We start from the raw sequence: 23,007 nt of genomic DNA on the forward strand, positions 1-23,007 counted from the left end.
CGATTGGGAGCGGCTTTACGCCGCCAATGCACCATTGCGGCTGGCGAGTTTGAGCGTCTTGCCGCGCTGGAGGAGTTCGCGGCGTTGACGGCGGTTTGAGAACCCGGTGCCCGTCAACCCAGTGCCCGTCAACCTAATGCCCATCAACGTAGTACCTGGCAACGTAACGCCGGATTGCGGCGTTCCGGGCAGTGGGGGTGCGGTCGAGTGATAAGTGTGGCCGGTCGGGGTCCGGATCTCGAGGGTGTGCCTAAGCCAGCCCGTGCCAATGGGCCCGGAGCGGGGCTTCGCTGTCCAGCCGGGGGTTTCTTTGGTGTGGTTGCAGGCTTCGCAGAGCCCGGCGCCATTCGTGCCGGTGGTGGTGCCGCCGGAGTGCCAGGGGATGATGTGGTCGTGGTGGCGGATCGGGGCGTCGCAGTAGGGCGTGCGGCAGGTCTCATCCCGGGCCTGGAGGAAGCGGCGTAGCCCGGCCGGGAAGAGCCTGGCCCGGGAGTCCAACGCGACGAGCTCCCCGGTGCCCGGTGCGGTGTAGAGCCGGCGCAGCCAGACGTTGACGGCGGCATTCCCCGGGGCCGGCTCTGCGAAAGCGGAAGCTACGGCTGGATCGTTGTGGGAAGCCGCGGCCCTGCCCGTGCGCGTGCTGGCGTGACGGCACTCCTGGCCCAGCCTGCCGGGACCACACCGTAGCCAGGGAGGCGGGCCGGTTCGGAGTCGCCCTGGAAGAGGGTGCGGTAAGTCATGATGAGCTGGATCTCGATCCCGGTGATCCCGCCGGGGGTGCCGGTGATCCTTTCGACCAGGCCATCGGCCATGATCTGTCCGCGGGAGCGGGGATCCCCGGCCGAGCGCAGGGAGTCCGCGTGCCGGGTCAGGGCGGCATGGACCGCGACCCTGCGGTGACCGGGAGCAGGGCGGTCAGGAGCGCCATGGCGTCCGGGGCCGGGCGGAGGCTGACGTGCCGTTCCGCGGCGGCGTGGCTGGCCCGCTCCGTGACGGAACGCGGATCCCGCCGGTAGGCCACGGCACGCGCCGCGGCGATGATGGCCCGGTCACCGGCACCGCTCAGCGTCCCGGCGTCGGCCGCCAGTTCCTCGTCGACGGCACAGCGATCCACGGCGGACAGGCACGCCGTTTCCTTCACCAGCAGCGTCGCGCGCCACTCGTTTAGCTGACCGGCCTCAAGGGCCGCGAGGGTGTGCGGCATTTCGGTGGCGAGGGCCTTCGCCAGGCCTAGGAGCCGCCCACCGCGGGCCGGGGACTGCCGCCGGGCCAGGGCAATCTGCGCGGCGACGCCCTTGCCCAGTTCCGCCGCCGGAACACCGGCCCGGGCCTGGGCGCGGCGCTGCTGCAGATCGAAGGCCACAGTCATGCGCGCCTGCAACGCAGCCGCTGCGGACTTCAGGTCCTCCAGTCCTCGCAGCTGGTCGATCAGCCCAGCGCTGTCGGCGCTCGGGCGGACAGCAGCGAGCAAGCCAGCCACCTCGGTGACCGTCACAGCACCCGCGGCCCTGGAAGCCATTTTAGGCACCCGATCCAAGACCGTAGAAAGACTCTGCATCCATGAACTGAGTCTTCCAGGCACCACCGACATTTAACGTCGCGTCTGCGCGTTGTGGCTCGGACATTGACCAGCGGCCGCAACCCAATCGCGGGGCACGGGCTGTCTGCGGACCAGGGGCCTGGCGGCCTGACGCTTCGTTGGCCGTTTAGTCGACCTGCGGGAATCCGAGGTCGATGACGGACGTGGACGGGTCCGGCCACCGGGTGGTGACCACTTTGCCCCGCGTGTAGAAGCGGATGCTGTCCGGCCCGTACATGTGGGTGTCGCCGAACAGGGAGTTCTTCCAGCCGCCGAAGGAGAAGGTGCCCACGGGTACCGGGATCGGCACGTTGACGCCCACCATGCCGACTTCGACGTCGAACTCGAACTGCCGCGCGGCGCCGCCATCGCGGGTGAAGATGGCAACGCCGTTGCCGAACTCGTTCTCGTTGACCAGCCGGACGGCGTCGTTGTAGGTATCAACGCGCACAACCGACAGGACCGGGCCGAAGATTTCGTCGTCGTAGACCTTCATGCCGGGCTTCACGTGATCCACGAGGCTGACGCCGATGAAGAAGCCGTTCGAATCGAACTGCTGCGAGCGGCCGTCGACGACGACCGTGGCACCTTCGTTTTCGGCGCCGGCCACGTAGGAGGCGACCTTGTCACGGTGTTCCGCGGTGATCAGCGGCCCCATCTGCGATGACGGGTCGGTGCCGGGACCGATCTTCAGTGTGGCCATGCGGCTGGTGATTGCGGCCACGAGGTCGTCGGCGATGTTCCCGACGGCCACCAGCACGCTGACTGCCATGCAGCGTTCACCGGCGGATCCGTAGGCCGCGGAGATCGCTGCGTCGGCCGCCATGTCGAGGTCGGCGTCGGGCAGGACCACCATGTGGTTCTTGGCTCCGCCGAGGGCCTGGACGCGCTTGCCGTGATCGGCCGCGCGCTTGTAGATGGACTGCGCGATAGGCGTGGACCCCACGAAGCTGACAGCCTTCACATCCCGGTGGTCAAGCAGGACGTCCACCGCTTCCTTGTCACCGTGGACCACGTTCAGCACGCCCGCCGGCAGCCCGGCCTCGGCGAAGACCTCAGCGATGAACACGGCCGAGGACGGGTCCTTCTCGCTGGGCTTCAGCAGCACGGTATTGCCGCAGGCCAGCGCGCTGCCGATCATCCACAGCGGCACCATCGCCGGAAAGTTGAAGGGAGTAATGCATGCCACTACGCCGACAGGCTGGCGGACGGAGTGAACGTCGACGCCGCTGGAGACTTGCTCTGAACGCTCGCCTTTGAGCATGTGGGACAGTCCGGTGGCGAACTCGATGTTCTCGAGGCCACGGGAGATCTCGCCTTCGGCATCGGAAAGCACCTTGCCGTGTTCGCTGGTGAGGATGGCCGCCAGTTCTGATTTTCGCTGCGTCAGGATTTCGCGGACCCGGAAGAAGATGTTCGTGCGCTTGGCCAGGCTGGTGGCCCGCCATCCGGGAAGGGCGGCCTTGGCGGCCGTGATGGCTTCCTCGACCCGGGCGGCGGAGGCGAGGGCAACCTCCTTCTCCTGCTCCCCCGTTGCCGGGTTGAAGACAGGGCCGAAGCGATCGGCATCGCCGACGCGGCTGCCGTTGATGAAATGCGGAATGGTTTCCATGGGTGTCTCTTTCTTAGTGCAAGGCGATCCGGGGCACGGCGAATGTACCTGCCGGTCCGGCGAAGGGGGCCTGGTGGGATTTCCTGAACTCGGCTGCTACTGGGCGGACCCCAGCGAGCCGTCTACGAGCTTGATGATCATGGAGCAGTCCTTGCCCGACTCGCCGGCGTCGATGAGCTGCTGGAACAGCTGCTGGACGTGCTTGCCGATTTCGAGGGGCGTTCCGGTGTCCTCGGCGGCGCTGATGGCCAGGCCGATGTCCTTGTTGGCCAGCTCAGTCGTGAACGTGGGCGCAAAATCGTTGTTTGAGGCGGCGGTGGAGACCACGCCCGGAACGGGATACCAGGTGCGCAGGGCCCAGCTGTCCCCCGAGGAGACTGACGCTATGTCCCAGAACACCTGCTTGTCCAGGCCGAGCCGGTCTGCCAGCACGGCACCCTCGGCCGTGGACGCAAGGTTGATGAAGAGCATCAGGTTGTTGCAGATCTTGGCAGCCTGCCCGGTGGTGGCACCTCCGGTGGGGATGATGTTGGACGCCATGGGCTCGATGTACCCTGTGGCCTCAGCCACGGCGCCGGCTTCGCCGCCCACCATGAAGGTGAGGGTTCCCGCCTTGGCCCCGCTCATGCCGCCTGAAACGGGCGCGTCAACGAAGCGGAAGCCGGCGGCAGCAGCGGCGTCGTGCAGTTCCTGGGCGGAGGCGATGTCGATCGTGGAGGAGTCCACCAGCAGCGTCCGGGCGTCGGCGAGCGCCAGGACGCCCTCCTCGCCGAGGTAAACGGCCTTGGCGTGCTCGCCCTTGGGCAGCATGGTGAAAACGACGTCGGCGCCATTCACGGCGTCCGCTATGCTCTTCACCGGCTTTACTCCGCCAGCTTCTGCGGCGGCGACGGCGGCGGGATTCAGGTCGAATCCCCGCACGTCGTGCCCTGCCTTTGCCAGGTTTGCTGACATGGAACCGCCCATGTTCCCCAGACCGATCCAACCGACTACTGCCATGGCATAAGCTCCTTTGCTTCGTGTCCGGCCTAGCCGGAAGTTCTGTGTCCACCATCACACCCTGTTACAGTGCAATCAAGGGGAAAAAGTACAGAGGGCATGTGCACTGATGCACATACGAGTGAAAGGCACACCACGTGAGGCGGCTTCCGAGTCCGGACGACCTGCTGATCCTGCTGACCGTGGCCCGCCTGGGCCGGTTCAACGCCGTAGCCGAGACGCTGGGCACCACGCACACCACGATTTCCCGCAGGATCCTGGCCCTCGACAAACAGCTGGGCGGGCGCACCCTGGAACGCAGCCCTCACGGCTGGGAACTCACGGAGCTTGGGGCGTCGGCGGTGGCCGCCGCCGAAGCCATTGAGGAGACGCTGGGATCGCTGTCCGGCCTCATCGGCCGCGACGAAAATGCCCTCTCCGGGCTGGTGCGGATCAGCACGTCGGACGGCTTCGGTGCCGAATTCGTCACGCCCGCCTTGGTCCGGCTCCAGCACCGGCACCCGCTGCTGAATGTGGAGATGCTGAGCGCCACCCGTAAGGTCAGCCAGAACCGGTCCGGCGTGGACCTCGAAGTCGTGGTGGGCCGGACCGATGTCAGCAACGCTCAGACAATTTTCCTGACCAACTATTTCCTGCGGCTTTACGCCAGCCCTGCGTACGCCGCCGAGCACGGCCTGCCTGAAACGCTCGACGGCGTGGGGCAGCACGGCTTCGTGTCCTACGTTGAATCTGCGCTCCAGGTGGCAGAGCTGGGACACCGCTCCTCGCAGTTGCCGATGCCGAAGTCCAGCTTCCAGGCCACCAGCATCTTTGCCCAGGTGGAGGCGGTGCGCCTTGGTGCGGGAATCGGCCTGCTGCCGAATTTCATGGTGGCGGGCAAGCCGGACTTCGTGCCGGTGCTTCCCCACGACTTCCAGCGACAGCTCCCCATCTGGGCGGTGGCGCGCCCCGAATCGCTGCGGTCCGGCCGGGTGCAGGCCGTCATTGCGGCGATCCGGGAGGAAGTGCAGGAACGCCAGGAGTTGCTGGCTCGCTGAATGGCGTCAGGCCTCGAACAGCCGCCGCACCACTTTTCCGGCGGCCAGGGCGTCGAGCCCCTCGTTGATCTCGGCCAGTGGCTTCGTATCCGTGTGCAGCAGCTCAACGGGCAGCCGGCCCTCGCGCCAGTAGCCCAGATAGAGGGGAATATCGCGCCTGGGCACGGCGTCACCCATGTAGGAGCCCAGCAGCCGCTTGCCTGCGCCCGCGAACTGAAGGGCCGGGACTGTCAGCTCCGCGGACGGATGCGGGAGGCCTACCGAGACCACGGCGCCGCCCCTCGTCACGTGCTCCAGGCAGGACGCAATCACCCGGGCCGAACCCACGGCTTCGATCGCAACGTCCACCCCGTCGCCGGTGGCCTCCGCGATCAGCCGCGGCGCATCATCCGGCGTGCCCACTGCCGTTGCGCCACACTCCAGTGCCAGCTGGTGTTTGCTCGTGTTGGGGTCAATGGCGATCACCGCCGAGGCGCCCGCGAGGGCCGCCGCCATGACGGCGGAGAGCCCCACGGCCCCCAGTCCGAAAACCGCAACCGACTGGCCGGCGGTGACGGCGGCAGTGTTGAGCACTGCCCCCATGCCGGTGAGTGCGGCGCAGCCGAACATGGCCGCCACCGTGTCCGGGACGTCGTCGTCAATGGCCACCACGGATTCCCTGGCCACCACTGCGTAGTCCGCAAAGGCAGAGACTCCGAGATGGTGGTTGATCCGCTCCCCCGACGGCGTCCGCAGCAGCGCTTCCCCGTGCAGGAGGTCGCCGGAACCGTTGGCTTCAGCGGCCCGGTGGCAGAGTGCGGGGCGCCCCGAGCGGCAGGCCCGGCAATCCCCACAGCTCGGCACGAAGACCAGCACCACGTGGTCCCCCACGGAAATGTCCGTAATGCCTGCTCCCATGGCCACGACGCGGCCCACGGCCTCATGCCCGAGCGCCATGGGAAGCGGCCTCACCCTGGAGCCGTCCACCACCGACAGGTCTGAGTGGCAAAGGCTGGAGTACGTGATGGCAACGCCGAGCTCTCCGGCGCGCGGTTCCGGTCGGTCCAGTTCCTGCACCACGAGCGGCTTCGCCTCCGCGTAGCTGGTTCCGGAGGAATCGGTGGGACTCGGAACTGTGGAATAAAGGATGGCTGCTCGCATGGTGATTCCTGTCTTCTGCATCGATGGCTGACACACAGCTGCCCGGGCCTGCGTCAGTCGCGGGTCCGGGCAGCTGCTTCTGGCTATGGCCGCGCTTACTTCCTCGCAGCCGCCAGGAGGTCGGCGGTGCCGCGGGCGTCGGCGGCGTCGACGTCCCGGAGCGAGACGCCGCGGGTTTCCTTGAGGAAGAACACCGCGACGGCGGTCACCACACAGGCTGCCGCGAGGTAAAGGGCAACAGGGGTGGAGGACTTGAAGCTGCCGAGCAGCGACGTGGCGATGATCGGCGCCAGTGAACCGGCGACGATCGACGTCACCTGGTAGCCGAGGGAGACGCCTGAGTAGCGCATCCGGGTTGGGAACATCTCGGCCATGATCGCCGGCTGCCCTGCGTACATCAGGGCGTGGAACAGCAAGCCGATCGTGATCGCCGCGAGGATGGTCATGTCATTGCCGGTGTCCATCATGGGGAAGGCGAAGAAGCCCCAGGTTCCGCCGAGAATCGCTCCGGCCATGTAAACCGGGCGACGGCCGAATGAGTCGGAGAGCTTGCCCACGAGCGGCACGGCGCAGAAGTGGATGAAGTGGGCCACGAGCAGCAGGAGCAGGATCCGGGCAGTGTCGGTCTGGACCACGACCTTCAGGTAGGTGATGGAGAACGTAACGACGAGGTAGTAGAGGATGTTCTCCGCGAACCGCAGGCCCATGGCGGTGAAGACGCCGCGCGGGTAGCGCTTGAACACTTCGGCTACGCCGTAGCCCTTCTTCTCGACCGTGACTTCCTTGCGGGCCTCCAGGAAGATGGGTGCGTCCTGGACCTTGGTGCGGATGTAGTAGCCGATGATGACGATCACCGCGGAGAGCCAGAACGCAACGCGCCAGCCCCAGCCGAGGAAGTCCGCGGACGACAGCGTGGAGGACAGGGTGAAGAGGACGCCGGTGGCCAGCAGGTTGCCCATCGGAACGGCGGACTGCGGCCAGCTGGCCCAGAACCCGCGCGACTTGTTCGGGCTGTGCTCTGCCACGAGGAGCACTGCGCCGCCCCATTCGCCGCCGACGGCGAAGCCCTGGACGAAGCGCAGGAACACCAGCAGGGCCGGTGCCCAGTAGCCGATCTGCGCAAAGCTGGGCAGGCAGCCCATCGCAAACGTGGAAATGCCCACGAGAATGATGCTCAGCTGGAGCAGCTGCTTCCGGCCGAACTTGTCCCCGAAGTGGCCGAAGACGATGCCGCCGATAGGCCGGGCAACGAAGCCGACCGCGTACGTGACGAATGCGGCGATGATCCCGTCCAGCTCCGTCCCCGAATTGGGGAAGAACATCTTGCCGAACACCAGGGTGGCTGCGGAGGCATAGAGGAAGAACTCATACCACTCGACTACTGTGCCGGCCATGGAGGCCGTAACGACTTTCTTTAGGCCTGATGCCTTGACATCGGGTTCCTCTACGCGCCTTGCGGCGGAGTTTTCCGTACTCATTGTGAACTCCTTCGGCGTCTCCCTCGACGCCACTGGGACCTGACTTTGGCGGACGTGTGTGATGTGCACCACGAATCACCGGTTCCAACGAGTATGGTCTGCCATTGCTGCAAGCTCAACGACAAAAAGTGCAGAACGCATCTGCATAAATGCACATTCGGGAGATGCTGGCGCCAGGGTGTCCAGCTTGGGTGCAGCGTCCGCTCAGCGTCGGCTCAGGCGAAGATTCAAGCAAGATTCAGGCGAAAAAGACTCCCCGGAGCTGCGCGTCCAGCTGCCCAATCTCGGTGAGGAAGCCATCATGGCCGATCGGCGCCTCGATCACATGGACGTCCACGTCCCCCGGCAGTGCGTCTGCTAGCTCCCGGGACTGCGAGGGGAAGTAAAGCCGGTCTGTGCTTACGGCCGCAATAAAGAAGTCGGCGGTGGTCCGCGCCAGAGTCTCCTTCAGCGATCCGCGCCCGCGGCAGATGTCGTGGCTCATCAGCGCTTCGGTGATTGCAATGTAACTGTTGGCGTCGAAGCGCCCCACGAGCTTGCTCCCCTGGTGGTCCAGGTAGCTTTCCACCTGGTACCGGCCGCGGGCAGCAAGGGCATCCGCCTGCAACGGCGCCTCGCTGGCCTGGGCGTTCCGGCCAAACCGGAAATCCAGCTCCTGCGCGGACCGGTAGGTGATGTGCGCAATCCGCCGTGCCAGCGCCAGTCCGGCCTCGGGCACCGGGCCGGCGTAGTAGTCGCCGCCGTTGAAGTGAGGATCCTGCCGAATCGCCAGCGTCTGTGCCTGCGCGAAGGCGATCTGTTCGGCCGTGCTGCTGGCGCCGATGGAAATAACGCCGCAGCGCCGCACCCGCTCCGGGTAGGTGACGGCCCACTCCAGCGCCCGGGCTCCGCCCATGGAGCCGCCAAGGACGGCGTACCAGCTGCTGATGCCCAGCTGGTCCGCAAGCCGCGCTTCGGCCGCGGTGGTGTCGCGGAGCGTGACCAGCGGGAAGCGTGAACCCCACGGCCTGCCGTCCGGAGCAGCCGACGACGGCCCCGTGGATCCGTAGCAGCCGCCGACGATGTTGATGGAGACGACGAAAAACCTGTCCGTATCCGCCGGGGCGCCGGGACCGGCCAGCTGCTCCCACCAGCCTTCTTCGTCATCCGTGCCGCGGGTAACGTGCGTGCTGCCCGTCAGGGCGTGCTCCACGAGAATGGCGTTCGAGCAGTCCTCGTTGAGCGTCCCCCAGGTTTCATAGGCGAGGGTAACGTCGGGCAGGAATCCGCCGGCCTCAAGCTCAAGGTTGCCGATGCTGACGTACTGGACTGTCCCATCCTTAACTGCCGTGCCGTCCGTAACCGCGGTGCCAACGGGAACCGCAGCGCCATCCGTAACTTCGACATTCGGAACTTCTGTGCGGGTGACGGAAATCGTCATAGGTAAACCTCTTCTACGCGCTTGCCCGCCGCCAGCTGACCGGCGGGCCAGGTCTTCACCCGGGGCACCCCACCGCGGAAGGAGGGTTGCCGGCCAGCAAGCCGGGGCTGTTGCTGGCACTCATGACCTAGGGCAAGTTTACGAAAGAGGGCGCCGCCCACGCGAAGATTGTGACGGCTGTGTGACTCCCGGCAACACCATCGGGAGCCAAAGCCGTTCAAAGCTTGCGACGAAACTTCCGCACAGCCCGGACGTCCCATGAGGGTTAGGCTGCCCTTAGCTGAGAGCCGCGTCACAAGATGCCAAGATGAGGGCATGCGCATGGATCACGTCTCTTACGCCTGTGAACACGATGGCCTGGCTGCCACCACCGAACGTATTTCGTCCGCCCTCGGCGTCGAAGCCGTGAAGGGTGGAGTGCACCCCCGTTTCGGAACCCGAAACATGATTATCCCGCTCGCCGGGCACAAGTACCTTGAGGTCGTGGAGGTCTTGGACCACCCGGCGTCGGATAAAGCTCCGTTCGGGCAGGCCGTGCGCGCACGGTCCGCTGCCGGTGGCGGCTGGATGGGATGGTGCGTCGAAGTGGACGACCTCGCCCCGTTTGAGGACCGTCTGGGACGTTCCGCCGTCAACGGCAACCGCAAGTTCCCGGACGGCCGTGAACTCGTGTGGAAGCAGATCGGAATCCTGGGCCTCATTGCAGACCCGCAGGTTCCGTACATGCTCAAGTGGGAAGGCGATCCGGGGCTTCACCCGTCCAACGCCTATGACAGCAACGTCAAGATGTCCAGTCTCACCATCGCAGGCTCCGCCGAGCGCGTTACCGAATGGCTCGGCGAACCTGTAGAGCGGCCCCTCGAGGACGTCGCCGTGAACTGGGTGGCTCCGCACGGAACCCCGGGCATCCTGTCCGTCACGTTTGAAACTGCAGCGGGCGCCGTCACAATCTGACGCAGCGCTGCCAACAAGCTTCGGCCGCCATCAGCGGGTGCCAACGACGTCACCCACCGATGGCGGCCGAATTACTTTAACGCCTGATTACCCAATGCCTAGCCCAGCCCGACGGCCTTTCCGAACAGGCTGAAGCCGACGAACGCCACAATGTCCAGCAGTGCATGGGCTATGACCAGGGGCATCACCCGTCGGGTTTTGGTGTAGACCCAGGCGAACACCACGCCCATGATGGCGTTGCCAATGAAGGGCCCGAACCCTTGATACAGGTGGTAGCTGCCGCGGAGCATGGAACTGGCAAAGATTGACAGCGGCATGGACCAGCCGAACTTCCCGAACCGGTCCAGGAGGTAGCCCACCACGATGACTTCCTCGACGACCGCGTGCCGCGCCGCGGAGAGAATCAGCACGGGAACCGTCCACCAGTACGCGTTCAGGGCACTGGGGATGATCGCCGTCGTGATGCCCAGCGCCCGCCCCGCCGCATAGAGGCCCAGTGATGGTATGCCGATCAAAGCGGCCAGCCCCACGCCCTGCAGCAGGTCCCTTCCGGGGCGGGCGAAATTGAAACCCAGCTTCTGGAATGCAGAGCCACCCACGTAGCCCGTTCCTGCCTTCGTCTGGCGGTGCTCCGTCAGGAAGTAGATCACCAGCAAGAGGGGCACCAGCGCGAAGATGATGTCCAGGAGTTGGTACGTCAGATCGAAATATTCCCGTGTACTTTGCGAGCGGTTCAGCGTGGATGTGCCCTGCGCCAGCGGCGCCCGGGTCATCTTGTCCAGGAGTTGCACCACGGAGTACACGGCGGACTGCCCCAACGACAGTCCCAGGACTATCCAGACTTCGATCCGCAGGCGACGGCGGGAAGGAACCAACATGTTCCTATCTTGCCTGCAGTTGCTGGTACTTTCCTGTTTGGCTTCCGGACACTGTAGTACTTCAGGAACCTGTCTCCTCCGCGGCGGCCCCTATGCTGGGGAAGTATGAGTGCGCCCGGGAAAATCATCATGATCCGGCACGGCCAGTCCGCCGCCAATGCCGACACCTCCATTTACAACAGGGTGCCCGACTACCGGATTCCGCTGACTCCCCTGGGTATTGAGCAGGCCAAGGCTGCCGGTGAGCGCATCCGGCGCGAGCTGGACGGCCAAGAGGTGTCCGTCTACGTCTCGCCCTACCTGCGCGCCTACCAGACACTCGAAGCGCTCAACCTTGGCTCCCTCACGGAACGGGTCGTCGAGGAGCCGCGGCTCCGTGAGCAGGACTGGGCGAATTTCCAAATAGCCGGCGAAATCGAGGACCAGAAAGAACTGCGCAACGCCTACGGGCATTTCTTCTACCGCTTCCGGGAGGGCGAGTCCGGGTCGGACGTCTACGACCGCATTTCGTCATTCATGGAGACTCTTTACCGCCACTGGGCCAAGCCGGACTACTCCGCCAATACCCTCCTTGTCACGCACGGCCTCACCATGCGCCTGTTCTGCATGCGCTGGTTCCACTGGTCCGTAGAATACTTCGAGTCGCTGAACAACCCGGACAACGCTGAGATCCGCATGCTGATGCGCACCGAGGACGGCAAGTACGAACTCGACCAGCCGTTCACGCAATGGGTGCAGCGCCGCGTGGACGAGACAGTGCTCGACGCACCTCCCGTGTTCTTCTAGGGCCTGCGCGGTTCTCCCTGGGCCGGAGCGTCCTTAGGACTTGCGTGTGCGGGGCGTTTCCGGCGCCACAATGACGTCCGTGCCGATGGCTTCAAAGGCGGCTTTGTCCTGGGCCGAGATACCCGAATCGGTAATCAGCCGCGTGAACGCGTACCCGTCCATAGTGGCGAAAGCCCGACGGCCCACCTTGGACGAGTCCGCAAGGACATAGGAAATGCTGGCCCTGCTGGCGAGCAGAGCGTTGACGGAGGCTTCGCCTTCTCCGGTATTGGTGGGTCCCACTTCGGGATCAATGCCGTTGACGCCGATGAACGCGATATCCAGCACCACCTTCTGCATGATGATGTCCGTGTAGGGGCCCACAAGCTCATAGGACCGCGGGTTCAGGATGCCGCCGGTCACCATAACCTTGATGTTGGGCCGCACCGCCAGCTGGGCGGCGATGTTGATGGCGTTGGTGACCACCGTCAGCGTGGGCTGGTTGGACGGGGAATTGAGGTCCTCGCGGGTTGCCAGGATCTGCGCGAGGGCGGTACTGGTGGTTCCGCCGCAGAGGCCAATGACCATGCCGGGCGCGATAAGCGCGGACGCGGCGAGGGCAATCTGCTGCTTGGCGGCCGCGTGGTCGTCCCGGTTGTACCGGCCGGGCAGGTCGTAGGCCAGGGCACCTGTCGTGGCTCCGCCCCGGGTCCGGGTCAGCAGACGCCGGTTGGCCAGGCTGTCCAGATCCCGCCGGGCCGTTGCCGGCGAAACGCCGAGCTGGGTGACGATTTCCTCCACCTCCACCTGCCCGGTTTCGGCAAGGAGATCAAGGATTGCCGTCAGTCGGTCGGTGCGGGTCATGCGTAGCTAGCCTCTCGGGGATCAAACCGTCACCAGAAAGTGACGTTTGTTGATTGTAACAGACCCTAAACGATCAGTTCCCGTCATTATCCCCAGGGATCAGGGTTACCTCTCGCGCACTCCGGCGCGCCAGACCGCGTGCGTCAGCGGCATGCCCGGGCGGTAGGCCAGGTGCGTGGCCGACGGTGCGTTGAGCAGGTGCAAGTCAGCCCGGTGCCCGACGGCGATTGAGCCCACCGCGCGTTCGCCGTCGACGTCGGTCCCGGACCCGCGCCCCAGCGCAAGGGCCCCGCCGTACGTCGCCGCGCGGACCGCTTCGTGGACGGTCAGCCGCATCTGCAGCACTGCAGTGGTGACACAGTATGCCATGGAGCTCGTGTACGACGTCCCGGGATTGCAGTTGGAGGCCAGGGCCACTGGCACGCCGGCATCCAGGAGCCGGCGGGCGGGCGCCAGGGGCTGCCGGGTGGAAAGGTCGCACGCCGGCAGGCAGGTGGCCACGGTGCCGCGATTATCCGAACCGGCACCTGTCCCCGCACTCCAGCCGGACCAGCTGGCGGCCAGCGCCTCCACGTCCTCATCGGACAGATAGTTCACATGGTCCACGCTGGCCGCACCGAACTCCACTGCGAGCTGGACACCCGCGCCCGGACCCAGCTGGTTGCCGTGGACGCGCAGCCCGAGTCCGGCGTGGCGGCAGGCCTGAAGCACACGGCGCGACTGCTCCTCGGTAAAGGCGCCCCGTTCGCAAAACACGTCGGCCCACGTCACGTACGGGCGGACCGCATCCAGCATCGGGCCGCACACGAGGTCGGTGTACTCGTCGGCGTCCATGTCCGCAGGCACCAGGTGCGCACCAAGGTACGTGACTTCATCGGCCACTGTCGACGCGATCCGCGCGCTGCGCGCCTCCTGCTCAACGTCCAGGCCGTACCCAGTCTTGGTCTCCACATATGTGGTGCCCTGCGACACCGCTTCCGCCACGCGGCCCATCGCGAGCCGGGTGAGGTCGTAGTCCCCGGTGCTGCGCGTTGCTCCGGTAGTGACGGCGATGCCGCCTGCGCTGTAGCTCTCTCCGGCCATCCGGGCTGCGAACTCCGCCGTCCGGTCACCGGCGAAAATGAGGTGCGTGTGCGAGTCCACCCAGCCAGGCAGAAGGGCCCTGCCGCCCGCGTCCACCGACTCGTCCGCCGCCGGTGCGTCCGCCGCCGCCCCCAGCCAGGCGATCCGCTCGCCCTCGATCACCACGGCGGCATTTTGGAGGACGCGGTGTTCCTGGTCCTGGGTCATCAGCTCGCCGAGGTTGGTAATGAGGGTAGTCATGAACCCATTCTTCAGCGCCGGATGGACCAACGCGTCGCGGCCAGCGCCTCCGCTGTCCGGGATTCCGGACCGGTGGCCTGTCCGGCGCCATTTTGGGGTCCGGTGAGTATTTGTGCCGCTGCGAGCTCGGCAATCGCAGACGAAGTCTGGAAGCCGTACCCGCCCTGGCCAGCCAGCCAATAGAATCCGGTGGCCTCGGCGTCGAAGCCCACGACGGGGACGCCATCGGCCGCTTCGGTGCGCAGGCCGGTCCATGCAGTGCGGACGGCGCTGATCCCCAGCGTGGTCAAGGTGTTGAGGCGGGCTATGAGCCGCTCGACATCGCCGGGGAACGGCCGGGCATCCTCCGGCCCGCTGGCGACGTGTTCCGACGGCGAGACAAGAACATCGTTGCCCTCCCGCCGAAAGTAGAAGGAGTCGTCCGCTGCCGCCACCATGGGGCTTCCAACAGGCAGGGAATGCTCGACGCCGACAATCGCCGCCGTGCGCCGGTACGGCTGGAGTCCGAGCTTTTCCACGCCGCTGACGACGGCCACCTCGTCCGCCCATGCCCCGGCCGCGTTGACCACGACGCCGGCCTGGAAGGCCTCCTGGCCGGCGCCGATCTCCCAGCCGCTGCCAAGCCGCTGCGCCGAATGCAGCCGGGCGCCGGTGATGATGTCCACGCCCGCAGCTTCGGCGCGTGCCCGGTGGTCGTCAAGCAGGACCGGCGCGTTGCAGCCGAACGATCCCGTGTCCAGGCCTGCAGCGGAGAATGACCCTGGTTCCAGGACAGGACACAGCGCCAGCGCTTCCGCGTGGCTGACCATCCGCATGTGGCCGCTGGCTTCGGTCCTGACGGTTTCCTCGTCGCCGACCAGCATGAAGCTCCGCGGGGACAGCACAGGTTCAGGCAGCGAGGCATCCCTGGCCGCGATCAGCTCCAGGGTGCGGACCGTCAGCTCCTGGACCACGGGCGGGCCGTAGCTGGGGATGAGCTGCCGGGCCGAGCGGGAGGAGGTGTGGTACGCCAGCTGCTGCTCGGCTTCGACCAGTGCCACGCTGCATTTGCCGGCCAGGGCGGATGCCAAGGACAGTCCTGCGATCCCGCCGCCAACGATCACCACGTCATAAGTTGCTGCCATGGCTACATCCTTGCAGATGATAGGCACCCTTGCAGATGCTAGGCGGCGACGGCGTTCCGGCTCTTGACGAACGCCCGCACGCAGGTTTCGACGTCGTCGGCGCTGTGCGCCGCGGACAGCTGCACGCGGATGCGGGCCGCGCCGCGCGGCACCACCGGGAAGCTGAAGGCCGTAACGAAGACGCCGTTCTGCAGCATCTGGTCGGCCACTTTTGCTGCAACGACGGCATCGCCGAACATCACCGGAACGATCGCGTGTTCACCGTCGAGCAGGTCAAAACCCTCCTCCGTCATGCGGCGGCGGAACAGTTCCGCGTTCTCGAACAGCCGGGTCCGCAGCTCACCGGAGGTCTCCACAAGGTCCAGTGCCTTGATGGTGGCCGAAACGATGGCCGGGGCCAGGGAGTTGGAGAACAGGTACGGGCGGGCTTTCTGCCTGAGCATCGCCACCACTTCGCTGCGGCCGGAGACGTAGCCGCCCGAGGCGCCGCCGAGTGCCTTGCCGAACGTGCCGGTATAGATGTCCACCCGGTCAGACACACCGGCGTGTTCCGGGGTTCCCGCTCCGGTGGCGCCCATGAAGCCCACAGCGTGGGAGTCATCCACCATCACCAGGGCATCGTGCTTTTCGGCGAGGTCGCAGATGGCCTCCAGCGGCGCAAGGTAGCCGTCCATGGAGAAGACGCCGTCCGTGACGATTATTTTCCGGCGGGTGTCCTTCGCCTCGATGAGTTTCGCCTCAAGGTCTGCCATGTCCTGGTTGGCGTAGCGGAAGCGCTGCGCCTTGCAGAGCCGGATGCCGTCGATGATCGAGGCGTGGTTCAGTGCATCGGAGATGACGGCGTCTTCCGGGCCGAACAGCGATTCGAAAACGCCGCCGTTGGCGTCGAAGCAGCTGGAGAACAGGATGGTGTCCTCGGTGCCAAGGAACTTCGACACGCGGGCTTCAAGCTGCAGGTGGAGGTCCTGGGTGCCGCAGATAAACCGGACGCTGGCCATGCCGAACCCGCGCTCGTCCATGGCGGACTTGGCCGCGGCGATAATGTCCGGGTGGTCCGCCAGGCCCAGGTAGTTGTTGGCGCAGAAGTTCAGCACGGGTGACCCCGCTTGCCCGATCTGGCCGGCCGTGATGTGGCTGGCCTGGGCGGAGTCGATGTGGCGCTCGGTCTTATAGAGGCCGGCCTCGCGGATCTCCTCCAGTTCGCTGCGCAGCTGGTCCTTGATTGCTGAATACACGGTGTGCTCCTCGGCTCGTTGAAAGTCTGGTGTCTTGATGCTGGGGGTGGGAGTGTCTCGGGTCGGGTCGTTGCTGGTGCTCAGCGCTGGTTATACTTCAGCGCTGGTTAGACTTCGGCGCTGGTCACATTTCAACCCAGTCGAGCACAACCTTGCCTCCGACTCCTGCGCGGGCAATTTCGAAGCCCTTCTCCCACTGCGCTGCCGGCAGTACGTCCGTGACTACGGCGGAGATGTTGGCGTGCAGCGTCGGGTTGGAGGACAGCATGGCGCTCATGGCGTACCAGGTCTCGAACATTTCGCGGCCGTAGATCCCTTTCAGGGTCAGCATATGCGTGACCACCTTGCCCCAGTCGATGTCGATGGACTGGCTGGGGAGGCCCAGCATGGCGATGCGGCCGCCGTGGTTCATGTTGTCGATCATCTCCGGCAGGGCGGTGGGGTGACCGGACATTTCCAGCCCGATGTCGAAGCCTTCGCGCATGCCCAGTTCGCGCTGCGCCTCGCGGACACGCGTCCTGGAGACGTCGATGGCCAGGTCAACGCCGAGCTGGCGGGCTAGTTCCAGCCGCGGCGCCGACACATCGGTGATGGCGATCTTGCGCGCCCCGGCGTGGCGCGCCACGGCGATGGCCATGAGCCCGATGGGCCCGGCGCCGGTGATCAGCACGTCCTCGCCTACGAGTGGAAAGCTCAGTGCTGTGTGCACGGCGTTGCCGAAGGGGTCGAAGATGGCGCCGAGCTCCGGCGTCACGGAAGGATCCTGGTGGACCCAGACATTGGTTTCCGGGATAACGACGTATTCGGCGAACGCCCCGTCCCGCTGTACGCCCACGCTCACGGTGTGGATGCACATCTGGCGGCGGCCGGCGCGGCAGTTGCGGCAAATTCCGCAGACGATGTGGCCCTCGCCGGAGACCCGGTCGCCCACCTTGACGTCCCGGACGTCCTCTCCGGTCTCCACAACCTCGCCGTAGAACTCGTGCCCTGCGATGAGCGGTGCCTGGATGATGCCCTGGGCCCAGGCGTCCCAGGACTGGATGTGCAGGTCGGTGCCGCAGATGCCCGTGGTGATGACGCGGATCTTGACGTCGCCGGGGCCGGCTTCAGGCTCCGGGCGGTCGACGAGCTCGAATCCGGCGTGTGCGCCGGCCTTGAACAGAGCCTTCATTGGCTTCCTAACTTTTGGCATGCGCGGCAGCGGCATGCGGGCGGGGTCTCCCTTCATTAGAGTCACTCCAACGCATTAGCACAAGGGGATTTTTCTCAATCGACGATTTAGTAGTTGCTAAGGCATAGGATGGGATCCATGGAGATCCACCAGCTTGAGATGCTGCGCGAACTCGGGGCACTGGGAAGCGTCAAGGCCGTGGCCGACACGCTGCTGGTCACGCCGTCGGCCGTCTCACAGCAGCTGGCACAGCTGCAAAAGAGCGTCGAGGTTCCTCTCACTCGCAAGGAGGGCCGGAACCTGGTCCTCACGGAGGCGGGCCAGGTGCTGGCGGACGCCGGGGCCGCCGTCGTCAGCGCCATGGCCGACGCCCGCATGGCGATCGGCGCCTACCACGGGTCCACGGTGGCGCCGGTGACGGTCAGCGGGTTCCACAGCGCCGGACAGGCGCTGTTCGCGCCGCTCGCGCGGCTCCTGGACGGACCCGGCAAGCCGAAGGTGCAGCTGTTTGACGAGGACGTGGCCCAACAGGACTTCCCCGCGCTGACGGCGCGGTACGACCTGGTGCTGGCGCACCGCATGGACCACAGCCCGCGCTGGCCGGAGGAGCGGGTGGCGGTGATACCGCTGGCGCATGAGCCTCTTGACGTGGCGCTCCCGGCCGGGCACCGGCTCGCTGCCCAGGTGTCGCTGGAAACGGACGACGTCGTCGGCGAACCCTGGGTGACCAGCCGCACGGGCTACTCCCCCGCGGATGTGCTGTCCGCCGTCGCCGCCGTCTCCAGCCGGGAGCTGAACATCGTCCACCGGATCAACGACTACTCCACCGTGGCGGCCCTGGTGGCAGCGGGCGGCGTGATCGGGCTGCTGCCCAGGCACACCGCGCGCCCCGTGCTGAGCCCCGACATCGTGCTGCGGCCGCTCAGGGGCATCAGCACCCGCCGCAGGATCGACATCCTTGCAAGGCCCGAGAACCTCAAGCGCGCTTCGGTCCGGCTGGTCTGCGAGGCGTTGGAGGACATCATGGCCAGCCTCGTCCACGACTGACGGCTGCTCACTTGCGCTTGCCGTTGCCGCTGGCCTTTCCGTTGCCTTTACCTTGGCCGAGTCCCTTGGCGGCGGAGGGACCCGCAACCACCGTAATCGCGGTGAGGTCCTCACCATTCCTGATGCCCTTGATGAGCACTGCGTCCCCCGGCTTGAGATCCGAAACGGTGGCGGCGGAGGGCTTGATGAGCTTGCCGGCGCTATCTTTGGGGGCGGTGCCGTCCGCCGCCGCCTTGGGCAACCTGAAGGTCCTGGTGTCAGCGATGATGGCGTAACTCTGGCTGAAACCGTCCTCGCTCTTGACGGTGATGGACGAATCACCGGCCGAGTCAAGGGTGCCGAACTGCGTCACCCGGGACTCCAGGCTTCCGTCGCTTTTCCTGACCACACTTTCGCCGTGCAGCTCCCGGGCACGGCCTTTTTCCTTCGCCGTGCCCGCATCCTTCGAGACTGCAGCAGACGCCGCGGATGGCGAAGAGGCACCCGGCAATGCAGCTGCCTGCGCCCGGTTGGTTGCCGTTGCCGTTGCCGTTGCCGACGACGTCGGTTCCGAGGCCGTTGCCTGGGACGGTGCTACCGGCACGCCCGCAGCCCACACGACGGCGGCGCCGGCCCCGCTCAGGGCAAGCACCACGGCGCCCGCCAGCAGGGCCCGGCGTACTTTGTTGGCCCGGCGTACTTTGTTGGCCCGGCGTACTTTGTTGGTCTGTTGAACCGGCATGCGCATCCTCCCGAGGGACCGGCAGGGCGCGGTGACGCCCTGAGCCTGAGCCCGCAGTTTATGGCCGCGACCTTATGGAGAACATGGACGCCACCGCCCCGTTAACCCCCAACTGGGTCGCAGTCGGTGTCGTTTTGACGGCTCAAAACGACGATAACTGCGACCCAGTCGGGTGGAAACTCAGGCGCTGACGCCCAGCTTCTCGAGGATCAGCTCGCGGACGCGGCCGGCGTCGGCCTGGCCGCGGGTGGCCTTCATGACGCCACCCACGATGGCGCCGATGGCCTGTAACTTGCCGGCGCGGATCTTGTCTGCGACGTCGGGCTGCGCGGCGAGGGCAGCATCGATGGCTTCCAGGAGCGGCCCGTCGTCGGACACCACGGCCAGGCCGCGCTTTTCGACGATTTCGGCGGGTGTGCCGTCACCGGCGAGCACGCCGTCAAGCACCTCGGTGGCCATCTTGTTGTTGATCTTGCCGTCGTCCACCATCTTGCTCAGCTCAACAATGGTGGCCGGTGAGACGCCCAGCTGGCCGGGGTCGACGTCGGCGTTCTTGGCGCGGCCCACGATCTCGCCCATCCACCATTTGCGGGCCACGGAAGCCGTGGCGCCGGCGGCGATGGTTTCCTCGATCTCGTCCATGACGCCGGCGTTGACCACGTCGCGGAACTCGAGGTCCGAGTAACCCCAGTCGGCCTGCAGCCGCTTGCGGCGGGTGGCCGGCGGCTCGGGCAGCGTGGCGCGCAGCTCCTCCACCCATTCCCGCGAGGCAACCACAGGAACGAGGTCAGGCTCCGGGAAGTAGCGGTAGTCATCGGCGTCGGACTTTGCACGGCCGGAGGTGGTGGTGCGGGTGTCCTCGTGCCAGTGGCGGGTCTCCTGGATTACGGGCTCGCCGGAGTCCAGGACGGCTGCGTGCCGCTGGATCTCGTAGCGGACGGCATGTTCGACGGCGCGCAGCGAGTTCACGTTTTTGGTCTCGGAGCGGATACCGAAGCGTTCGCGTCCGTGCGGGCGGAGGGAGACGTTGGCGTCGCAGCGGACGTTGCCGCGTTCCATCTTGGCGTCCGAGACGCCGAGGTTCTTGACGATCTCGCGGACCGCGGCAACATAGGCCTTGGCCAGTTCGGGGGCGCGGGACCCGGCGCCTTCAATCGGCTTGGTGACGATCTCCACGAGCGGAACACCCGCGCGGTTGTAGTCCACGAGGGAGTAGTCGGCGCCCTGGATGCGTCCCGCGGAACCGCCGAGGTGCGTCAGTTTGCCGGCGTCCTCTTCCATGTGCGCCCGTTCAATCTCGACGCGGAAGACGGTGCCGTCGGAGAGCTCGATGTCCAGGTAGCCGTCGTAGGCGATGGGCTCGTCGTACTGGGACGTCTGGAAGTTCTTCGGAGTGTCCGGGTAGAAGTAGTTCTTCCGGGCGAAGCGGCAGTTTTCGGCGATCTTGCAGTTCAGCGCGAGGCCGATCTTGATGGAGGACTCCACCGCCGTCCTGTTCAGCACCGGCAGGACGCCGGGCATCCCCAGGTCCACCTCGTTGACGTTGGTGTTGGGCTCGTCGCCGAAGACGTTCGGGGCGGAGGAGAACATCTTGGTCTTGGTGTTCAGTTCCACGTGGACCTCGAACCCCAGGACGGGATCGTACTTCTCCATGGCCTCTTCGAAGCTCAGGGTTGCGTCAGACATCAGTGTGAACCTCCGTGGCTCGGAACAGTCTCAGCGAGTGCGGGTGCCGGCAGCGAAGGAGCACGGTCCAGGAGAGGACCGCCCCACTTCTCTTCCAGCAGCGATTCCAGGACCGCACCCACGCGGTACAGGCGGGCGTCCTCACGGGCCGGCGCCAGAAGCTGGATGCCCACGGGCAGCCCGTCCTCGTCCGCCAGGCCGCCGGGCAGCGACAGCCCCGGGACGCCGGCCATGTTGGCCGGGATGGTGGCGACGTCGTTGAGGTACATGGCCAGGGGGTCGTCCAGCTTCTCGCCCAGTTTGAACGCCGTGGTGGGGGCGGTCGGGGAAATCAGGACGTCGGCCTTGGTGAAGGCGGCGTCGAAGTCGCGCTGGATGAGCGTGCGGACCTTCTGCGCGGAGCCGTAGTAGGCGTCGTAGTAGCCGGCGCTCAAGGCGTAGGTGCCCAGGATGATGCGCCGCTTGACTTCGTCGCCGAAGCCGGCGGCGCGGGTGGCGGCCATGACGCGCTCAATGGTCAGCGGCGGGTCCTCGGGGAGGACGCGCAGCCCGTACCGGACGCCGTCGAACTTGGCCAGGTTAGAGGATGCCTCGGATGGCATGATCAGGTAGTAGGCGCCGAGGGCGTACTTGAAGTTGGGGCAGGAGACCTCAACGATTTCCGCGCCGGCCTGCTTGAGCAGCTCGAGCGATTCATTGAAGCGGTTCTCGACGCCGGCCTGGTAGCCCTCGCCGTGGAGTTCCTTGATGATGCCGATCTTCATGCCGTCCACGTTGCCCAGCCGGGCCGCGGCTGCGAGGTCCGCAAGCGGGTCAGCCAGCGAGGTGGAGTCTCTCGGATCGTGGCCGCCGATGACCTGGTGCAGCAGCGCCGAGTCCAGGACGGTGCGGGAGACGGGGCCGATCTGGTCCAGGGAGGACGCCATGGCGATGGCACCGTAGCGCGAGACGCCGCCGTAGGTGGGCTTCACGCCCACGGTTCCGGTGACGGCGCCCGGCTGGCGGATGGATCCGCCGGTGTCGGTGCCGAGGGCCAGCGGCGCTTCGAAGGCGGCGACGGCGGCTGCCGAACCTCCGCCGGAGCCGCCGGGGATGCGGTCCAGGTCCCACGGGTTGCGGGTGGGGCCGTACGCCGAGTGCTCCGTGGAGGAGCCCATGGCGAATTCGTCCAGGTTGGTCTTTCCCAGGATGGGCATCTTCGCGGCGCGGAGCTTCTGCACGACTGTGGCGTCGTAGGGGCTGTGCCAGCCTTCGAGGATCTTGGAGCCGGCTGTGGTGGGCTGGCCGACCGTGACGATGAGGTCCTTCACGGCGATGGGGACGCCGGCGAGTTCGTGCAGCTCCTCGGCGGCGGCACCGCCGGCGGCGCGGATGGCGTCCACCTCGGCGGCGACGGCGAGGGCCTCTTCCGCGTTGACGTGCAGGAACGCGTGGACGCCGCGGTCGCCGCCGTCGACGGCGGCGATGCGGTCAAGGTGGGCCTGCACCACTGCGACGGCGGTGACTTCGCGGGCGGCAAGCTTTGCGGCCAGCTGGGCGGCGGAGAGGCGGATCAGCTGGTTGCTGTTGGTTTCAGTCATGTTCTTTTATGCCTCATCCAGGATTGCCGGGACCTTGAAACGGTTCTCATCGGAATCCGGAGCGCCGGAGAGTGCCTGCTCGGCCGTGAACGTGTGCCCCACGACGTCTTCTCGGAACACGTTGGTCAGCGGAATCGGGTGCGAGGTGGCCGGAACGTCATCACCGGCGGCTTCACTTACGGACTTCACCGAATCTACGATGACGGCGAGTTCGCCGGCCATCCTGTCCAGCTCTTCAGCACTCATCTCAATGTGCGCGAGCCGCGCGAGGTGCGCGACGTCGTCACGGTTGATCGCAGCCATGGATCTCCCCTGCAAGTTCGGATTGTTTTCCGAACCAGTCTACGTGGGTTGGACGACGAACAACGCGGGGTCACTTACGGCCCATCCGGAG

19 protein-coding genes, 1 pseudogene and 1 riboswitch are annotated in these 23,007 nt (G+C 66.2%); of the genes and pseudogenes, 4 read left to right on the forward strand and 16 right to left on the reverse strand.

Annotated elements, in window-relative coordinates:
- Window positions 1–15: 15 nt before the first annotated feature.
- The 3 genes and pseudogenes from AC1DDG_RS03085 to mmsB all read right to left on the reverse strand — a co-directional run bounded on the left by AC1DDG_RS03085 (window position 16) and on the right by mmsB (window position 4,190).
- Window positions 16–1,519: pseudogene (locus AC1DDG_RS03085) on the reverse strand (HNH endonuclease).
- 187 nt (window positions 1,520–1,706) lie between these two features.
- Complete coding sequence (locus tag AC1DDG_RS03090; RefSeq protein WP_476874905.1) at window positions 1,707–3,191, reverse strand: CoA-acylating methylmalonate-semialdehyde dehydrogenase; 1,485 nt, start codon at window positions 3,189–3,191, stop codon at window positions 1,707–1,709.
- Between the two features lie 96 nt (window positions 3,192–3,287).
- Entirely contained in the window at window positions 3,288–4,190 is a 903-nt protein-coding gene (gene mmsB / locus AC1DDG_RS03095) for a 3-hydroxyisobutyrate dehydrogenase (RefSeq protein WP_476874906.1), read from the reverse strand.
- 137 nt (window positions 4,191–4,327) lie between these two features.
- On the opposite strand from mmsB, the gene AC1DDG_RS03100 reads away from it, so the two are divergent.
- On the forward strand, window positions 4,328–5,227 hold the full coding sequence (locus AC1DDG_RS03100; protein ID WP_476874907.1) for a LysR family transcriptional regulator: 900 nt from the start codon (window positions 4,328–4,330) through the stop codon (window positions 5,225–5,227).
- 6 nt (window positions 5,228–5,233) lie between these two features.
- Here the strand turns inward: AC1DDG_RS03100 and AC1DDG_RS03105 are convergent, their stop codons facing one another.
- From AC1DDG_RS03105 to metX, 3 genes are all read right to left on the reverse strand, one after another.
- Window positions 5,234–6,367 (reverse strand): zinc-dependent alcohol dehydrogenase family protein, encoded by a 1,134-nt coding sequence (locus AC1DDG_RS03105; RefSeq protein ID WP_476874908.1) that lies wholly within the window; start codon window positions 6,365–6,367, stop codon window positions 5,234–5,236.
- Window positions 6,368–6,462: 95 nt separating this feature from the next.
- Window positions 6,463–7,845: an MFS transporter gene (locus tag AC1DDG_RS03110; protein WP_476874909.1), complete on the reverse strand. Its 1,383-nt coding sequence runs from the start codon at window positions 7,843–7,845 to the stop codon at window positions 6,463–6,465.
- Window positions 7,846–8,083: 238 nt separating this feature from the next.
- Complete coding sequence (gene metX / locus AC1DDG_RS03115; RefSeq protein ID WP_476874910.1) at window positions 8,084–9,265, reverse strand: homoserine O-acetyltransferase MetX; 1,182 nt, start codon at window positions 9,263–9,265, stop codon at window positions 8,084–8,086.
- Window positions 9,266–9,277: 12 nt separating this feature from the next.
- Window positions 9,278–9,393: riboswitch (SAM riboswitch) on the reverse strand.
- A gap of 187 nt (window positions 9,394–9,580) precedes the next feature.
- Between metX and AC1DDG_RS03120 the strand changes: the two genes are divergently transcribed.
- Window positions 9,581–10,219, forward strand: a complete 639-nt coding sequence (locus AC1DDG_RS03120; RefSeq protein WP_230118993.1) for a VOC family protein — start codon at window positions 9,581–9,583, stop codon at window positions 10,217–10,219.
- Window positions 10,220–10,317: 98 nt separating this feature from the next.
- On the opposite strand, the gene AC1DDG_RS03125 is transcribed toward AC1DDG_RS03120, so the two are convergent.
- Complete coding sequence (locus AC1DDG_RS03125; protein WP_476874911.1) at window positions 10,318–11,097, reverse strand: CPBP family intramembrane glutamic endopeptidase; 780 nt, start codon at window positions 11,095–11,097, stop codon at window positions 10,318–10,320.
- Window positions 11,098–11,202: 105 nt separating this feature from the next.
- Between AC1DDG_RS03125 and AC1DDG_RS03130 the strand changes: the two genes are divergently transcribed.
- Window positions 11,203–11,883: a histidine phosphatase family protein gene (locus tag AC1DDG_RS03130; RefSeq protein ID WP_230118991.1), complete on the forward strand. Its 681-nt coding sequence runs from the start codon at window positions 11,203–11,205 to the stop codon at window positions 11,881–11,883.
- A 33-nt stretch (window positions 11,884–11,916) separates the two neighbouring features.
- On the opposite strand, the gene AC1DDG_RS03135 is transcribed toward AC1DDG_RS03130, so the two are convergent.
- From AC1DDG_RS03135 to tdh, 5 genes are all read right to left on the reverse strand, one after another.
- Entirely contained in the window at window positions 11,917–12,726 is an 810-nt protein-coding gene (locus AC1DDG_RS03135) for a DeoR/GlpR family DNA-binding transcription regulator (protein WP_230118990.1), read from the reverse strand.
- Window positions 12,727–12,831: 105 nt separating this feature from the next.
- Window positions 12,832–14,049 (reverse strand): imidazolonepropionase, encoded by a 1,218-nt coding sequence (hutI, locus tag AC1DDG_RS03140; protein WP_476874912.1) that lies wholly within the window; start codon window positions 14,047–14,049, stop codon window positions 12,832–12,834.
- An 11-nt stretch (window positions 14,050–14,060) separates the two neighbouring features.
- On the reverse strand, window positions 14,061–15,173 hold the full coding sequence (locus AC1DDG_RS03145; RefSeq protein ID WP_476874913.1) for an NAD(P)/FAD-dependent oxidoreductase: 1,113 nt from the start codon (window positions 15,171–15,173) through the stop codon (window positions 14,061–14,063).
- 38 nt (window positions 15,174–15,211) lie between these two features.
- Window positions 15,212–16,408, reverse strand: a complete 1,197-nt coding sequence (locus tag AC1DDG_RS03150) for a glycine C-acetyltransferase (protein WP_476874914.1) — start codon at window positions 16,406–16,408, stop codon at window positions 15,212–15,214.
- A 124-nt stretch (window positions 16,409–16,532) separates the two neighbouring features.
- Window positions 16,533–17,579 (reverse strand): L-threonine 3-dehydrogenase, encoded by a 1,047-nt coding sequence (gene tdh / locus AC1DDG_RS03155; RefSeq protein ID WP_476874915.1) that lies wholly within the window; start codon window positions 17,577–17,579, stop codon window positions 16,533–16,535.
- Between the two features lie 138 nt (window positions 17,580–17,717).
- Between tdh and AC1DDG_RS03160 the strand changes: the two genes are divergently transcribed.
- On the forward strand, window positions 17,718–18,626 hold the full coding sequence (locus AC1DDG_RS03160) for a LysR family transcriptional regulator (RefSeq protein WP_230118985.1): 909 nt from the start codon (window positions 17,718–17,720) through the stop codon (window positions 18,624–18,626).
- A 7-nt stretch (window positions 18,627–18,633) separates the two neighbouring features.
- On the opposite strand, the gene AC1DDG_RS03165 is transcribed toward AC1DDG_RS03160, so the two are convergent.
- From AC1DDG_RS03165 to gatC, 4 genes are all read right to left on the reverse strand, one after another.
- Complete coding sequence (locus tag AC1DDG_RS03165; protein ID WP_476874916.1) at window positions 18,634–19,347, reverse strand: hypothetical protein; 714 nt, start codon at window positions 19,345–19,347, stop codon at window positions 18,634–18,636.
- Window positions 19,348–19,527: 180 nt separating this feature from the next.
- Complete coding sequence (gene gatB / locus AC1DDG_RS03170; RefSeq protein ID WP_476874917.1) at window positions 19,528–21,033, reverse strand: Asp-tRNA(Asn)/Glu-tRNA(Gln) amidotransferase subunit GatB; 1,506 nt, start codon at window positions 21,031–21,033, stop codon at window positions 19,528–19,530.
- Window positions 21,033–22,613 (reverse strand): Asp-tRNA(Asn)/Glu-tRNA(Gln) amidotransferase subunit GatA, encoded by a 1,581-nt coding sequence (gatA, locus tag AC1DDG_RS03175; RefSeq protein WP_476874918.1) that lies wholly within the window; start codon window positions 22,611–22,613, stop codon window positions 21,033–21,035. Before gatA ends, gatB begins: the two co-directional genes overlap by 1 nt.
- A 6-nt stretch (window positions 22,614–22,619) precedes the next feature.
- Window positions 22,620–22,916: an Asp-tRNA(Asn)/Glu-tRNA(Gln) amidotransferase subunit GatC gene (gatC, locus tag AC1DDG_RS03180; RefSeq protein ID WP_141940678.1), complete on the reverse strand. Its 297-nt coding sequence runs from the start codon at window positions 22,914–22,916 to the stop codon at window positions 22,620–22,622.
- Between the last annotated feature and the right edge of the window lie 91 nt (window positions 22,917–23,007).

The sequence above is a fragment of the Arthrobacter sp. 10L430 genome, assembly GCF_056395245.1.